This window comes from Candidatus Manganitrophaceae bacterium (genome assembly GCA_016200325.1).
GTDB lineage: Bacteria > Nitrospirota > Nitrospiria > SBBL01 > Manganitrophaceae > Manganitrophus.
Genome location: JACQEZ010000011.1, coordinates 236,045 through 251,722, shown reverse-complemented (window position 1 = coordinate 251,722; position 15,678 = coordinate 236,045). Strand labels below are relative to the sequence as shown.

At 57.9% G+C, this 15,678-nt stretch carries 14 protein-coding genes and 1 riboswitch; of the genes, 6 read left to right on the top strand and 8 right to left on the bottom strand.

Features of this window, described 5'->3' with window-relative positions; translation table 11 throughout:
* The first annotated feature begins 23 nt into the window (after positions 1-23).
* The 5 genes from HY282_09065 to ureG all read left to right on the top strand — a co-directional run bounded on the left by HY282_09065 (position 24) and on the right by ureG (position 3,917).
* A complete protein-coding gene (locus tag HY282_09065; protein ID MBI3803897.1) occupies positions 24-326 on the top strand; it encodes an urease subunit gamma in 303 nt (100 codons plus the stop codon).
* A gap of 103 nt (positions 327-429) precedes the next feature.
* Positions 430-801 (top strand): urease subunit beta, encoded by a 372-nt coding sequence (gene ureB / locus HY282_09060; protein MBI3803896.1) that lies wholly within the window; start codon positions 430-432, stop codon positions 799-801.
* On the top strand, positions 798-2,516 hold the full coding sequence (gene ureC, locus HY282_09055) for an urease subunit alpha (protein MBI3803895.1): 1,719 nt from the start codon (positions 798-800) through the stop codon (positions 2,514-2,516). The genes ureB and ureC overlap by 4 nt, the downstream gene beginning before the upstream one ends.
* 8 nt (positions 2,517-2,524) lie before the next feature.
* Positions 2,525-3,223 carry a hypothetical protein gene (locus tag HY282_09050; protein ID MBI3803894.1) on the top strand — a complete coding sequence of 233 codons (699 nt, stop codon included), beginning with the start codon at positions 2,525-2,527 and terminating at the stop codon, positions 3,221-3,223.
* A gap of 64 nt (positions 3,224-3,287) precedes the next feature.
* The gene (ureG, locus tag HY282_09045; protein MBI3803893.1) at positions 3,288-3,917 is read left to right on the top strand and encodes an urease accessory protein UreG; all 630 of its coding nucleotides are present in this window, start codon (positions 3,288-3,290) and stop codon (positions 3,915-3,917) included.
* 115 nt (positions 3,918-4,032) lie between these two features.
* On the opposite strand, the gene HY282_09040 is transcribed toward ureG, so the two are convergent.
* The gene (locus HY282_09040; GenBank protein ID MBI3803892.1) at positions 4,033-6,612 is read right to left on the bottom strand and encodes a hypothetical protein; all 2,580 of its coding nucleotides are present in this window, start codon (positions 6,610-6,612) and stop codon (positions 4,033-4,035) included.
* 164 nt (positions 6,613-6,776) lie between these two features.
* A riboswitch (cyclic di-GMP riboswitch) is annotated at positions 6,777-6,862 on the bottom strand.
* A 103-nt stretch (positions 6,863-6,965) separates the two neighbouring features.
* On the opposite strand from HY282_09040, the gene HY282_09035 reads away from it, so the two are divergent.
* Positions 6,966-7,412 (top strand): LEA type 2 family protein, encoded by a 447-nt coding sequence (locus HY282_09035; GenBank protein MBI3803891.1) that lies wholly within the window; start codon positions 6,966-6,968, stop codon positions 7,410-7,412.
* 14 nt (positions 7,413-7,426) lie between these two features.
* Here HY282_09035 and HY282_09030 read toward each other — a convergent pair whose 3' ends face one another.
* The 7 genes from HY282_09030 to HY282_09000 all read right to left on the bottom strand — a co-directional run bounded on the left by HY282_09030 (position 7,427) and on the right by HY282_09000 (position 15,663).
* Positions 7,427-8,575, bottom strand: coding sequence for a ribonuclease D (locus HY282_09030; GenBank protein ID MBI3803890.1), 1,149 nt, complete (start codon positions 8,573-8,575; stop codon positions 7,427-7,429).
* 15 nt (positions 8,576-8,590) lie between these two features.
* Complete coding sequence (locus HY282_09025; GenBank protein ID MBI3803889.1) at positions 8,591-9,094, bottom strand: TlpA family protein disulfide reductase; 504 nt, start codon at positions 9,092-9,094, stop codon at positions 8,591-8,593.
* A gap of 152 nt (positions 9,095-9,246) precedes the next feature.
* On the bottom strand, positions 9,247-10,308 hold the full coding sequence (locus tag HY282_09020; GenBank protein MBI3803888.1) for a branched-chain amino acid ABC transporter permease: 1,062 nt from the start codon (positions 10,306-10,308) through the stop codon (positions 9,247-9,249).
* Between the two features lie 91 nt (positions 10,309-10,399).
* Positions 10,400-11,302, bottom strand: coding sequence for a branched-chain amino acid ABC transporter permease (locus HY282_09015; protein MBI3803887.1), 903 nt, complete (start codon positions 11,300-11,302; stop codon positions 10,400-10,402).
* Positions 11,303-12,145 carry a sterol desaturase family protein gene (locus HY282_09010; protein ID MBI3803886.1) on the bottom strand — a complete coding sequence of 281 codons (843 nt, stop codon included), beginning with the start codon at positions 12,143-12,145 and terminating at the stop codon, positions 11,303-11,305. It abuts the gene before it with no gap.
* A gap of 90 nt (positions 12,146-12,235) precedes the next feature.
* Positions 12,236-13,387 carry a branched-chain amino acid ABC transporter substrate-binding protein gene (locus HY282_09005; GenBank protein ID MBI3803885.1) on the bottom strand — a complete coding sequence of 384 codons (1,152 nt, stop codon included), beginning with the start codon at positions 13,385-13,387 and terminating at the stop codon, positions 12,236-12,238.
* Positions 13,363-15,663 (bottom strand): PBP1A family penicillin-binding protein, encoded by a 2,301-nt coding sequence (locus HY282_09000; GenBank protein ID MBI3803884.1) that lies wholly within the window; start codon positions 15,661-15,663, stop codon positions 13,363-13,365. The genes HY282_09005 and HY282_09000 overlap by 25 nt, the downstream gene beginning before the upstream one ends.
* Between the last annotated feature and the right edge of the window lie 15 nt (positions 15,664-15,678).

Sequence of the window (15,678 nt, the reverse complement as noted above, 5' to 3'; positions counted from 1 at the left end):
CTTATTGATGAAAGGAAAGACGATTGCATCTGACACCCCGGGAGCAAGAAAAGCTCCTGATCTACATGGCGGCACAACTGGCGCGCGAACGGCGCCGCCGCGGTCTGAAGCTCAATTACCCCGAGGCGGTGGCGCTGATCACCTCGGAGGTGCTGGAGGGGATCCGAGACGGCAAGCGGGTCTCGGAATTGATGTCCATGGGACGAAAGATCCTCTCCCGGGAGGAGGTCATGGAAGGGATCCCGGAGATGATCAAAGAGATCCAGGTGGAAGGGACCTTCCCCGACGGCACCAAGCTGGTGACGATTCACGATCCGATTCAGTGAAAAATAGCTGTCAGAAATCAGCGGTCAGCCCTCAGCTTGAAAAATGGGTTTCTTGGTTCTTTCGGTTCGGCTGAATGCCGATCACTTTTCTTTAGGAGCTCCCATGATTCCAGGTGAATATTTCATCCTTGAGGGCGAGATTGAGGCCAATGTCGCGCGGCGGACGGTGGCGCTGATGATTACCCACACCGGCGACCGGCCGGTTCAGGTCGGCTCTCACTTTCACTTTTTTGAGGTCAACCGGGCGCTCTTGTTCGAGCGGGAGAAGGCGTTCGGAATGCGGCTGAACATCCCCTCCGGGGGGGCCGTCCGGTTTGAGCCGGGGGAGAAAAAGCGGGTGGTTTTGGTGGAGCTGGGAGGAAGCCGCGTCGTCCGGGGGCTGAACGGGGTGACCGACGGCGGAACGAGCGAAGCGCAAAAGCAGGGCGCTCTGGAGCGTCTTCGCGAGAAGAAGTTTAAAGAGGGGCGGTCATGAGCTTGAAAATTCCGCGGCGGGTTTATGCCGAGATGTTCGGACCGACGGCCGGAGACCGGGTCCGGCTGGCCGACACCGATCTGATCATCCGAATCGAACGGGATCTCACGGTTTATGGCGATGAGTGTAAGTTCGGCGGGGGAAAAGTCCTAAGAGACGGAATGGGCCAATCGGTCATGGTGACGTCGGCCCAAGGGGCGCTCGATCTGATCATCACCAATGCGATGATCCTCGATTATTGGGGGATCGTGAAGGCCGATATCGGGATCAAAGAGGGAAGGATCGTCGGAATTGGAAAGGGCGGAAATCCGGAGATCATGGACGGCGTGACCGCCGGCATGGTGGTCGGCGCCGCCACCGAGGTGGTCGCCGGCGAGGGGATGATCGTGACCGCCGGGGGGATCGACTCGCACATCCATTTCATCTGTCCCCAGCAAATCGACGAGGCGCTCTCCTCCGGAATCACGACGATGATCGGCGGCGGGACCGGTCCGGCGACCGGCACCAAGGCGACCACCTGTACGCCGGGGCCGTGGAATTTGGCCCGGATGCTTCAAGCGGCCGACGGCTTCCCGATCAACCTGGGATTCCTCGGAAAAGGAAACAGCTCGGCCGAAGCCCCCCTCGAAGAGCAGCTCTTGGCGGGCGCGATCGGGTTGAAGCTTCATGAAGATTGGGGAACCACGCCGCGCGCCATCGACACGGCGCTGCGGGTCGCCGATCGATTCGACGTCCAAGTCGCCATCCATACCGACACCCTCAACGAAGCCGGCTTCGTTGAGGCGACGATCGAGGCGATCGCCGGGCGAACGATCCACGCCTATCACACGGAGGGGGCGGGGGGCGGCCATGCGCCCGACATCATCCGTCTCTGCGGGGAGCCGAATGTCCTTCCGGCGTCGACCAATCCGACCCGGCCGTTTACGGTCAACACGATCGACGAGCACCTCGATATGTTGATGGTCTGCCATCACCTCGACCCCTCGCTCCCGGAGGATGTCGCTTTTGCCGACTCCCGCATCCGCCCCGAGACGATCATGGCCGAGGATCTCCTCCATGATCTCGGCGCCTTCTCGATCATGTCGTCCGATTCTCAGGCGATGGGGCGGGTGGGAGAGGTGATCCTCCGAAGTTGGCAGACCGCGAGCAAAATGAAGAGCCAGCGCGGCTCCCTTTCCGAAGAGACGGAGGGGAGCGATAACCTCCGGGCCCGGCGATATATCGCCAAATATACGATCAACCCGGCGATCGCGCACGGCATCGCCGAAGAGGTCGGATCGATTGAGACCGGCAAGCTCGCCGATCTGGTCCTCTGGCGGCCCGCCTTCTTCGGCGTGAAGCCGGAGATGGTGGTGAAGGGGGGCATGATCCTGCAGGCGGCGATGGGAGACCCGAACGCCTCCATTCCGACGCCGCAGCCGGTCCTCTACCGTCCGATGTTCGGCGCGTTCGGCGGGGCGCCTTATGAGAACAGCATCACCTTTCTCTCTAAAGCGGCGATCGAAAATGAATTGGGGAGAAAGATCGGCCTGCGGAAAAAAACGAAGGCGGTCCGGGACTGCCGGCAGATCGGGAAGCGGGAGATGTGGTTGAACGATGCGTTGCCCCGGATGGAGGTCAACCCGGAGACGTATGAAGTTCGGGCCGACGGCGTCCTCCTCCGCTGCGAGCCGGCGGAAAAGCTGCCGATGGCGCAGCGTTATTTTCTTTTTTAAGGCCGGAAATGGATCTCTCGGTTCGAGCGCTTTTTGGATTGATGCAGTGGTGTGATTCTCTCTTCCCCGCGGGGGGATATGCCCACTCGTTTGGCCTCGAAGAGGCCGTCAGAGACAAAACCGTTCATAACGGTGACACTCTTTTTCTCTGGATTCGCTCAAAACTGCTCTATGCGGTGGTGCCGGGAGAAGGGGTTCTCCTTCGGCAAGCCCATGCGGCGGCCCTACGGGAAGCGCTCGACTCCGTCTGCCAACTGGATGCAGAAGGGCTTGCGATCCGGCTTGCAAGAGAACACCGTGAGGGGGGTCGGGCGATCGGCCGGAGATGGATTCAGATGACGGCCGATCTTTATCCGACCGGTTGGACGGCGCGATGCCTTCAAGCCCTCGCGGACGGAGCGCTTCGGGGTGACCCGGCGGTCGCTTTTGCCTTGGCCGGCGCGGCTTCGGGCCGACCGGCCCTTCCGACGCTGGCTGGATATTTCTATGGCGTCGCATCGGGACAGGTCTCGGCGGGGCTTCGGCTCTTGCCGATCGGTCAGGGGGAAGGCCAGCGGATTCTCCATCGGATATGGGAGATGTTGGAAGCGGCCACGGCGCTGGAAGAGATCGTGGCGGAAGAGACCGTTCCCTCGTCCTTCCAACCGGCGCTGGAGATCCGCGGCATGCGACACGAGGCTGCCGAGATGCGGCTCTTTCAGTCCTAATCAAAGGAGGATAGGGATGGGAGGATTCCATCACCATGAGTCATCTGAGCCGACGCTGCGAAAGATGCATTGGCCGGTTCGAATCGGCATCGGTGGACCGGTCGGCTCAGGGAAAACGGCATTGGTTGAACGGCTCTGCAAGCGCCTTCGCGATCGATATCGGATCGCGGTGGTCACGAATGACATCTATACGCGGGAGGATGCCGAGTTCTTGATCCGGGCGGGGGCGTTGGAGAAAGAGCGCATCGTCGGCGTTGAGACCGGAGGATGCCCGCATACGGCGATCCGGGAAGATGCGTCCGGAAACCTCCACGCAATCGATTACCTGATCCATCAATTTCCCGATCTGGAGCTGATCTTCATCGAAAGTGGCGGAGACAACCTTGCAGCGACCTTCAGCCCGGAGCTGGCCGACCGAGCGATTTATGTGATCGATGTGGCGGCGGGAGATAAGATCCCGCGCAAGGGAGGCCCCGGAATTACCCGATCGGATCTGCTGATCATCAACAAGATCGATCTGGCTCCTTACGTGGGGGCCGACCTGGACATCATGAATCGGGATACCCGACGGATGCGCGCCGAACGGCCCTTCATTTTTACGAATCTGAAAGAAGGGGAGGGGTTGCCGGAGATCTGCCGCTGGGTCGGCAGCGTGGTGGCCGAGGCGCGGCCGATTTCTTCCTTCGGAAAATGAGGAAGGGGGGCGCCTTTCGGCGCCCCCCTTCCGCGCGGGCAGGAGGGGGAACATCCCACGGCATTGCCCAATGCCGTGGAAACCCCGCCCTGGCCGGCGGGGTATTCCTTTGGAACTACTCTACCAACACACCTTCCGAGTACTTCACCCCGGTCACCTGAGGTTCTGCACCTAATCCCGGATCGACGAAGGTCGGAACCGTCGACAGATCGAGATTGTTTGCATCGGTGAGATCGAGGTTCAGCGGATCGCTGATCGTATTCAGGAACTGGCTGGTCTCGAGCGGTTTGATCAGGTAGTGCTTGGTTGCATCGCTCGCATCCACCACCTCGGTCCCGGCCGGGATGTTGACCACCTTGTCGGAAATGGTGCTGGTCATCACGAAGTCGTTTTTCTGGAGCTCTTGATAGAGGTCCGGAAGGCCTCCCATCCAGCCGTCGAACTGGAGCGAGAACGTCTTTGAATCACCGTGGTGGTTGGTCAGGGTGATCGGGGCGAGCCGGATCGGATCATCCAGAAGCTTATAGGTGCTGTTCCCGTCGATCAGATAGGTGAGCGTTCCACCCGCCTGACCATTGCTCGGATAATCCCAATTGAATTGGATTCCGGTGTTGGCGTTCTGGCTATCATACGCCACCAGACCCCATTGGCCCTGGGTCACGATATCCCCGACATTAATTCCGGCCGTCTGGTCGGTCGTGCTGACCGTCGCATAGACCAGTTTCAAGAAGGTCGTCGTATGAGCCGAGTTGGTATCGAAGCTGAAGGTCGAAGCGTTCCCGTTATTATCCCACTGTTGCTTAAAGGTGGTTCCGGCCGGAACAAAAGAGGCCGCATTAACCGGGTTGGCCACGCTCTGAAGCTCGATCTTCGTGGTATAGCCGGACGGATCCGCCTGATTCACTTTTACGACATAGTTGATCCCCTGATTGTTGATGTAGTATTCCCGAGTGGGATCAAGCGTATAGTCTGTATCAGCCGTGGGGTCGGCAAAAGTCGGCGTCCAGGTCGACTGATCGAACGAAAGGAGCTTCTTCTGGACCCAATGCGTTCCGTTATAGGCGATATAGATCGATCCGCCGACATTGGCGTTCAGTTGATCGCCGGAAGTGGGATTGGTCCATTTTGCTCCAATGGTGGGAGGTGTACCCGGTGCGCCCATCGTCACCTGATAGAAGCCCGCGCCCGAGGTCGCCCTGGAATCGCCGGCGGCCAGCCGAATATATTGGGTTGGCTGGCCCTGCCCGCTGAATTTATTGATGTTGATAAACTTCCGGGTGTCCAAGGGGTTATCTTCAAGGAAGGCGAAATCGGTGACGACCGTTCCGGTCGGGCAAGTAGCCGGACTCTGGAAATTGAAGATCATGCCACCCGGAGGGCAATCGACCCAGTTCGAGCCATTATAGAGTAGGTTGTAGTTGAAGTTTACCCAGGTCTCCACCGGAATGTTGACGAGATCATTGATATCAGCTGCGACCAATGTTCTCTTCACCAGTGTTCCAAGGAAAGCCTGGGAAACGGTGTACGTCTCCGCCGTTTGGTTTGAGCCTCGGTCTTGACGGGTTACTACCGTCCCTTCCGGGACCGTTCCGCCATTCGCCCAGAGTTGATGTCGCCCTTGCCAGGCGCCATAATAGGCGAACTGACGAACGCCATTGGTATCGGTATACTGTACCGGGAAACCGAATGAATGGGTCTTGAGGACATCCTTGCCGGTGTCACTTTCATACATTCCATACTGATGAGTCATATCAGTCACATTGTCTCGATCCTTAAACTCGACGGCGTTGGAGCCGGCTTGGACGGCGAGATGGTGTGCATCATATACATACTTCGCCTCTGTGGCCGTCGGCACGCAGCTCGGGCTGTTGCAATTGCTGAAGTCAGGGAAAACGACTTTGCCGAAGCCGCTGCCGTCCGATTTGTTGAGGACCCCCTTGGTCTCTGTCGTTGTTCCGCCACCGCCATGTTCTGATGAGATCTCATGGATTTTGAGAACTGCTTCTCCATTCGCTCCCACAGAAGCATCGGCCGTGAAGCTATCGCTCCCTCCAAGGCCGGCGTTTAAGTTCCAAACGCCATAATCTTGATAGGAGCCGTCGCTTCGCTTTGTGGCCGAGGCGGAGATTTTAAACTGGGCTTTGATCGGTTTCGGCTGACCCGAGTCATCGGTTTCTTCGATCCAAACCTGAACGACATTCACCTCTTTGCCATTCTCAGTGATCATTTTCGAATCGACGATCCAGGGCTGTAACACCTTAGAGGCTGATCCTTTGTCATTGCCCGGCTGGGTGACCATCGCTTTATAAGGTCCATGGCCGAGGTTGGTCGCGTCGGCATAATGGGTCTGCGCCAGTGATTTCATGATTTCTTCAACGATGCTGAATTGATCCAAGGCATGTTCTTCAACAAATTTTGTGGTCTGAGCGTTGCTGTAGTCGGTGCCGGCATCGGTCGCGGCCCGTTTTAGCGCCATCAGCTTCGACCGGAGACCCGGTTTGGTCACACCGCCGGCCACGCCGGAGAGATTCGTCGGCACCGCGGAAATTTCCGTCGGGACCTGAAAGCCGGTCGCTTGAAGACCGCCGCCACCGCCTCCGCTGGCGGCGGGGCTGCTGCCTCCGCCTCCGCCGCAGGCGGTTAGACCAAGGCTCAACATGAGTGAAGCTGAAGCCACTGCGAGTAACCTTTTCATCTTTACTGCCTCCTGTTTGTATTTCTCATCTGTTTTTAGACGATTTGAAATCGGGGAATTGCAATGTGTCTTTCGCCGAAATAAAAAAGCCCATTTCCACTATAGAAATGGGCTGCGCATGTAAATAAGCAGACAGAAGACTCTTATTTATCCAGGGCAGCCCAACCGGCATGCCGGCGATCTTTGGATCATCCGACGAAGCCTCGAAGCTTTGCGCCCCAGCCTTTCGGCTGGTTTGCCTTTTAACATGGATATAAACTTTGTTCGTGGTAAAAGATACCAAAATTAGATATTTTGTCAAGGACGGAAAAGGAACTTTTGACAAAATCAGCCGAGGGGCGTAATCTCGGCAAATGGTAAAAAATCAGCTCTTACTGTTATCCTTTCTTATCTTACTCTTCGGTTGCACGCCTGCCAGGATCATTGCCAAACCCGAGTGGCGGCTACAAGGCATTCAGGTCGACCGAATCGATTTGTCCGGCGCCTCGCTCGGTTTGGCGGTTCAGATGACCAATCCAAATCCTTTCGGGATCACGGTCCAACATCTTTCATACCAAGTTTTTCTACATGAGGTGGAAGTTGCCGCCGGCGAGAAGACCGACGCGTTCGAGCTTCCGCGTCACGGCTCGGCGGAGATTCTCTTTCCGGTTGAAGTCCGTTTAAAAAAGGCGCGGGAGTTGGCGCCGTTTTTAAGGAAGGCGCCGGAAGAGATCGATTATCGAATCGAGGGGGAGGTGACGCTTCGGGCGATGGGGATGGAAAAGCGGTTTCCGCTCCATCACGTTCATGAGGCGAAATAAGCGGTCCGGTTGTATCAACCGGCGGGAGGGGTAAAGGCGGCTATCTCCCGAAGGAGCGGTTCTCCATAGCGGCGGATCTGCCATTGACGCAGAGCGGAGATCCCCTGCAGCGCCTCGATCGTCTTTGGGGTGTATCGGGCAATCTCTCGCAGCACCCCGCTGGTGATCACCATCGCCGGCTCTAACGCTTCTTGCTCTGCCTGTTTATTCCGCCACTCGCGAAGGCGTGTGAGTAGTTTCTCTTGCTCGGGGGTCAGCGGGGCTTCGCCGTTTCGCTCGCCCTTGGGAAGCGGATCGGGTGTGGTCAGACCGCGAGCCACCGCGCCGAGCCAAAGGCTCGGGTTACGGAAAACAGGGGCGGTCTCCCGTGGAAAGAGGCGCTTGAGATCCTCCACCTGATGCGGTGGTTCTTTGGCCATCTTGAGGAGATCCTCATTGGAGATGACTTTAAACGAGGGACGGTTTTTCTTTTTGGCCAATTGGTCCCGAACAACGGCCAACTCCCGCAGCACCTTCTGCGCTGCGGGTGGGAGCGCGCGGGCCCCCTTGATCCGCCGGTAATCGTCCGGCTCAAACGCTTTTCCGCTCCAGGTAATCGCCTCCAGAATCCGGCATTCCTCTTCGATCTGATCGAGCCTTCCGCGCTGTTCGACCTCTCGCCTTAAAATTTCATAAAGAGGAATCAGATAAGCAGTATCCTGCGCGGCATAATCCAATTGATCTTTCGGCAACGGGCGGGTCGACCAGTTCGACTTCTGATGCGTCTTCGAGAGGGTGACTTGAAAGAAGCGTGCGACCAGGTTCTGGAGAGAGAACTCCTTAATCCCGAGCGCCCGCGCCGCCAGAACAGTGTCAAAAATCGGACCGGTCTGAAATCCGAAATCACGCTTCAACGAAACAAGATCATAGTCGGCCCCATGGAGAACCTTCAGGATCGACCGCGCTTCGAGAAGGGCGGAGAGCGGGCGGACGTCTTCCAGAAGGAGCGGATCAATAATAAAGTGCCGCTCGGTATCCGAAATCTGAATCAGGCTCACCTTCTCTTGGTAGCTGTAGAGGGAGTCTCCTTCGGTATCGACGCCGATGATCGGGGCGCGCTGCAACTGCTCGATTACGGCGTTGAACGCGTCCTGCGTCGTGATGTACTCATAATGAAAATCCATGTCGATCTAAGCGGCCTAAGCCTCCTTCAATGATTCTTGCAGCACCTCGTGAAATCGCGGATTTTCAAGAAGCCCGCCCCCCCGATAAGGAACCACCAGCTCTCCTTTTTTGTTGAGAAGAAAGAGGGTCGGCGTTACGTGAGCGCCAAATCGGGTCGCCACACGATCGCCCGCGTCATATAAGACCGGAAAATTAAACAAGGTCGAATGCGATTTGACATAGCCCCGGATATTCTCCTCAGTATCCCGAAAGCCGATGGCGATCACCTGGAATGGCTTTCCCTTCAGTTTTTCACGAAGGTCGTGTACCTTCGGCAGCTCCTGTTGGCAGACGTCGCACCAGGAGGCCCAAAAGACGACGAGCGTTGTCTTCCCGATCAGTTCTTTCTCTGTGAATGTCTTTCCATCCAGCGAGAAGAGCTCAAACGAGGGGGGCTTCGGGCCGCCCGCGTCGGCGTCCAGGCCGACGAAGATTAGAACGAAGAGAAAGGCAGCGATCCAAAAAGTTTTCCTTCGCATCGACCCTCCTAGGAAACCGGCTTTTCATCAAATTGTTTCAATTGGACGGCGCTTGACGCCACTTTACCTCATTCGTTTTTATCACAGCCCCTGCTCTTTCGCAAGCGACCTGACTTTTTAGCTCGGACCGAGCCGCTAAGACGCGCCGACACTCAGTTCCGTTTCCCCAGCAGTCCTTGCGGCCGGAAGACCATCATGATGACCAGCGCTGCGCCAAAAATCAACATCCGATAGCTGGCCAAGCCTCGCAGCAGCTCCGGGAGAAGGGTGAGGAGGAAGGCGCCGAGGATCGCCCCCGGGAGGCTTCCCATCCCTCCCAAAACCACCATCGAGAGGACCCGGACCGATTCGAGAAAGGTGAAGCTCTCCGGCGAGATAAAGGTATATTTGGCGGCGAAGAAGACCCCGGCGATCCCGGCGATGCCGGCTCCCAGTGCGAAAGCGAACACCTTCATCCGGGTGGTATCGATCCCCATCGCCGCCGCAGCCAGCTCGTCTTCTCGGATCGCAATCCATGCCCGGCCGATTTGGGAGCGGGTCAGCCGATGAAGCGCGACCGCAATCAATGCGAGAAGAAGGAGGACCAGATAATAAAAATGGACCGGCTGATGCAATGAGAATCCAAACAGCGCCGGCCGGCCGATATTGAGGATACCGTTCGGGCCATGGGTCACCCCATCCCAATTATTGAGGACCAGGTAGACGATCTGGACGAATCCAAGGGTGACAATGGCGAGATAGTCCCCCCGGAGGCGAAGGGTGATCGTTCCGAGGATGACCCCAAAGAGGGCGGCCACCGCCCCGCCGAGCGGCAGGCCGAGCCAAAAGGAGAGGCCGATGCCGGTCGAGAGCAGCCCATAGATATAGGCGCCAATGCCATAAAAAGCGGCGTAACCGAGGTCCAAGAGGCCGGCGCAGCCGACGGTGATGTTCAGGCCGGCGGCTAAGATTGCGTAAAGCCCCGCGAGGCTGAGGATGTCGATGTAATAATTATTCAGGAAGACGGGCAAGATCAAAAGGAGGAGGGAGCCGCCGCCGACGAACCAGGTCCGGTTCCCTTTGACGACGCCGGCGCGAAACGTGCTCACCCGTTTTTGAAAGAGGATGACCGAAGAATGAACCGGCGCGCTCCGGCCCCAGACCAGCACCCCTTGCCACAACACGCCGCCGAAGGCGAGCACTGCGGCGAGCTTTCCCGCGTCGCGCCATCCCATAAAGGGAAGGGCCAGCAGTCCCAGCCAGAGGCCGATCAAGACCGAGTTTTTCAGGGTCGACAGGGACAAATCAGATTTCCTTTTTGGGGTGTCAGGCCCGTTCCGGAACCTTCTCGCCCAGCAGGCCCGACGGCCGGAAGATGAGAACCAAAATCAGGATAAGAAAAGCAAAGCCATCTTTGAATTCGCTCGAAATGTAAGCGGCGCCGAGGCTCTCCACCAGGCCGAGCAGCAGCCCGCCAACCATCGCGCCGGGGATGTTCCCGATCCCCCCGAGGACCGCCGCAGTGAAGGCCTTAATTCCGGCGACATAACCGATAAAGAAATGGACGACCCCATAATACATCACCACCATCACCCCGGCGACGGCAGCCAAGATCGATCCGATCGCAAAGGTCGCCGCAATCACCCGGTCGATCGGGATGCCGCAGAGCGATGCCATCGTCTTGTCCTGTGCCGTGGCCCGCATCGCCTTCCCCAGCCGGGTCTTTCGGACGAAGAATTGCAGCGCCCCCATCAAAACTACCGACGCGACGATGATGAAGAGCTGAATCCCACTGATCGCCATCCCCCCCTCGGAGAGGGGACCGGTCGGCAGAATATGGGGGAAGACTTTGTCGGCCGAGCCTTGGGTCAACATCACATAATTTTGAAGGAAGATCGACATCCCAATCGCTGAGATCAGCGGCGAGAGGCGATGCGCGTGGCGCAGCGGCCGATAGGCGATCCGCTCGAGCGTCATCCCATAACCGGCGCAGGTGATCGCGGAGAGGAGGAAGACCAACCCCAGCGATAAAAGAAGATGGGATTCGGTCAGGCCCGCCGCGGTGAAAAAGCCGAGATAGATGATTCCCAGATAAGCGCCGATCATGTAAATCTCGCCGTGGGCGAAATTGATCAGCTCCAAAATGCCATAGACCATCGTATAGCCGAGCGCGACGAGTGCGTAGACTGCGCCGAGCGTGAGGCCGTTGATCAGCTGTTGTACGAACAATTAGGTTTCTACCTCCCTCGAAGTCGTCGGCCGCTGTTCTGTGATGGCACTGGAACAAGGACGGCCGAATGGCATCGCCATTAACTTTAAAAAGGTGCGCTCTTTCGGATGTAGGTATTCCTTTAATCCGATGACGAGGCGCTCCTGGGGCGCCATACGATAGGTCCCAATCAATCGGTCCCAGAAAGAAAAGATCGTTGAAAAATTCGAATTCGTCTCCGCCGGCCGATCAGAGTGGTGGACCCGGTGCATGTCGGGGGTGACGAAGAGCCAACGGACAGCCGATTCAACCGGCTCCGCGATCTTAAAGTTGCTATGCTGGAACTGCGCCGCGAGAAGAAGTGTCCCCTCAAAAATGACAATCGAGATCGCCGCCGGCCCCAGGGCCGTCATCACCCCCAGCCGGAGAAGTGTCGAGAGACCGATTTCCCCCAGATGAAACCGGGAGGCCGATGTCACATCGAGATCTCGATCGGTATGATGCACCCGATGGAGCCGCCAGAGGAGCGGCGAACGGTGATACGCCATGTGCCATAAATAGGTGACGAAGTCAAGATAAAGGAGGGAGAGAGAAATATTCCATCCCAGGGAAACCGGAAAAAGATGAAGCAGCCCGATCCCTCTTGTCTCCAAAAACCGGGCGTAACCGACGACCGCCCCTCCGAGAGCGATGCCAAGAAGGGCTGAATTCCCTCCCGCGATCAGGAGATTAAGACCATAGTGGCGGAGGATCGGATCGACCCGCTTCCGAAACGGAAAAAAATTCTCGACCGCCATAAATAAGAAGAGACCGCCAAAGCTTACGATGCCGCGCAGACCGGTGGGGGTTAGAAATATATCCATGATTTGCAGGGGGTCTCATTGCGCGAAGAGAAAAATCTCATATAAGAGGACTGAATCTTCATCATCCCTTATGAAGTGGAGAGAGAATGCCTAACCCTCCGGTTTCCAGAACTCCTCGAACTTCCCATTTTTGGTGATCCAGACAATATAGGGTGATTTTTTGACATCCCCCTTGGCGTCGAATTCAATGTGTCCAAGGGCGCCGTCATATTTGGCGTTCCGAATAATCTCTGCGACATGCTTGCCATCTTTGAGCTTTCCCTCTTTGTCGGCCTGAGCGAGCGCGGTTAAGAGTATGTTTGCGGCATCATACGAGTAGATGGCATACGGGGCGAGCTCATTCCCATATTTTGCCTTGTATTTTTCCAGGAAGCCCTTGGCCTGCGGCATCTTCTCAGGGTCGGCGGTGAAGGTGAGGTAGGTTCCCTCCGCCGCCGGTCCGGCGATCTCGATGAATTTCGGATCGATCACCCCGTCGCCGCTCAGCATCGGAGCGGTCAGGCCGACCTCTTTGGCCTGTTTTGCCAACTGACCCCCCTCCGGAAACACCCCCCCGAAAAAGAAGAGCTCGGGATTTTTCCCTTTAATCGAGGTGAGAATGCCGCGGAAATCTTTGTCTCCCTGCGTGATCCCATCGAAAGAGACGACCGCGACCTCCGGATGGGCCGCAAGGCTTTTCCGAAATTCCTCGGCCAGCCCTTGGCCGTAGGTCGTTTTATCATGGAGGATGGCGACCCGTTTTAATTTCAGCTGTGTCGCGACCAGGTCGGCGGCGACCTTTCCCTGCTGGTCGTCCCGTCCGCAGACCCGGAAGACGCTCCAGTAATTCTGCTCGGTCAATTGCGGATTGGTCGAAGCGGGTGTGATCATCGGGACACCGGCGGAATGATATACCGAAGAGGCGGGAATCGACGCGCTCGAATTGAAGTGTCCGATGATGCCGACGATCCCGGAGTTGACCAGTTTATTTGCCACCGAAACCGCTTGTTTCGGGTCATGTTGGTCATCGCCGACCTCCAGGCGGATCTTCTTCCCATTGATCCCGCCCCGTCCGTTCCAGTCGTCGACCGCCAGGTGGGTTCCGTGCTCCACATCGCCGCCGAGCTTGCTCTGATCACCGGTCATCGGACCGGCCACCCCGATCACGATTTCGGCGTTCTCTGAGGCGCCCTTCTGGCAGCCGGAGAATCCGAACGCGATGCCGGTGAAGAGGGTGATTAAAAGAAGAGCTTTTCGAACCATCTCAGGATTCCCCTTTCACACGATTCGGTCGGCTCCGTCCCCTCGATGAACGCCTCTTCCCGCCCGCTGCTGCAAAGTTTTCCATTTTCATTCACCCGTTTGAAGACGATTCCGGTCGGAGGGATAAAGTCGGTCGGCCGCTTGGCGGCCACCGCCTCCTTCATAAAGGCGGTCCAGATCGGGAGTGCCGCGGCGGCCCCGGTCAGCTCGACCGGATCGTTCTGATCGAACCCCACCCAAACCACGGTGACCAGATCGGGCGTATAGCCGGCAAACCAGGCATCGCGTTCATCGCTGGTCGTCCCGGTTTTTGCGGCGGCCGGCCGGTCGAAGCCGAGTTTCCGGACCCCCTGTCCGGTCCCCGATTCGATGACCCCCTTCATCAAATGGGTCACCAAAAACGCCGCCTGCGGCGACACCCCCGCCGACGGCGGCACCCCTTCCGCCTCGTTGGTATCGGCAGCATCGACACGGAGGTTCGCCGGGTCGCTGATTCCTTCCACGAAGAGCGGCTCCCGCTTAACCCCTTGATTGGCCAGGGCGGCATAGGCGACCGCCATCTCCAGGGGAGAGACTTCGGAAGTTCCCAACGCCAGAGAGGGGAGCTCTTTCAAGGGGCTCGTCACGCCGAGCGCCCGGGCGGTGCCGACGATCTTCTCGATGCCGACCTGTTGAGAGAGCCGAACGGTCGCCGCATTGAGCGAGCGCTCCAGCGCGGCGCGGAGGGTCACCGGCCCGAGATAATTTTTGTCATAGTTCTGCGGCGACCAATCCCGCCCTCCCGCCTGGAGGGTAATCGGGGCATCTTCCACCTGGCTGATCGGGGTGTATGGCTCCCGCCCATTGGCCGCCTGTTCGAAGGCGGCGAGATAAACGAACGGCTTGAAGAGCGACCCCGGCTGCCGCCGCGCCTGGGTGACCCGATTAAATTGACTCGTGCCGTAATCGCGGCCGCCGACGAGTGCGCGGATCTCTCCGGTTCGTGGGTCGACCGCCACCAAAGCTCCCTGAAGCTGCCTCTCCGGCTCGCCCCGCTTCAGATGGGGATATTGCCGCTCCAGCGCCTGAAGCCCATCGCGCAGCTTCTCCTCGGCGACTTTTTGCAGGTCGACATCAAGCGCGGTGAAGATCCGAAGTCCGCCCGAATTTAATAGATCTCCCGGATAAGCCGCTGCCAGCCGCTGGCGGATCTCATCGACAAAATAAGGGGCGGCGTTCAGCCGCTCTTTCACCCGGCGGCCCGACACCGCTTCGGCGCGCGCCTGGATATATTGACGCAGCGAGATCTTCTGCGCGGCGAAGAGCGATTCCAAGACAAGATTGCGGCGTTGGATCGCCTTTTTGAGGTTCTTCATCGGGGAGAGGGAATTCGGCGAGCGGATCATCCCGGCGAGGAGGGCCGATTCCCCGACCGTCATCTCGTGGGGCGGTTTGCCGAAGTAGAACCACGATCCCTGACCGACGCCATAAATTCCCATGATCCCGTTTTGACCGAGATAAATTTCATTGAGATAGGTCTCGAGGATCTCTTCTTTGCTATAATGCCGCTCCAGCAGGAGCGACATGATCGCCTCGTTGACCTTCCGATTCATCGTCCGCTCGCCGTCGAGATAAAAATTCTTCACGAGCTGCTGGGTCAGCGTGCTTCCTCCCTGAACGATCGAGCGGGCGCGCAGGTTGGCCCAGGCGGCGCGCAGGATGCCGCGCGGGTCGATCCCGCCATGCTCGTAGAAGCGGTGGTCTTCCATCGCGACGATCGCATCGATCAAAACCGGCGGAACTTCCGACAGTCGGACGAGGCTCCGCTCCTCCCAGGTTCCCTCGTAAAACCCGCCGATCACCTCCGGCTCGATCGGGACCTGCTCTAAATCTTCCGCCAAGGAGAGATCGACGAGCCGGTCAATCTCCTTCCCCGAAAGAGAGAGGCTGATCGGGACCCCTTGCTGCAGGCGGTCGGGATAAGCAAATTCGTGAAGGTAGATCTCGAGAACCCCTTCGGTGAGGTAATATTCACCCGATTTTCGGACCGGCCGCTTCACGGGGTGGTAGTTCAATCGTTTGAGGCGAGAGACGACCCCCCCCTTTTCGATGTTGAGGCCGTGGGAGAGGAGGAAAGGGGAGGAGTAAATCTTCGAGGGGAGCTTCCATCGCTGTCCCTCGAATTTTTTGATCACCTGTTGATCGAGGTAGGCGACATAGAGGACGGAACAGAAAATAAACAAGACGGAAAGGAGGAGAAAGATTCGGAGGAGTCGACTTTTTCGCTTCTTCTTCATTCAAAAAGGTATATC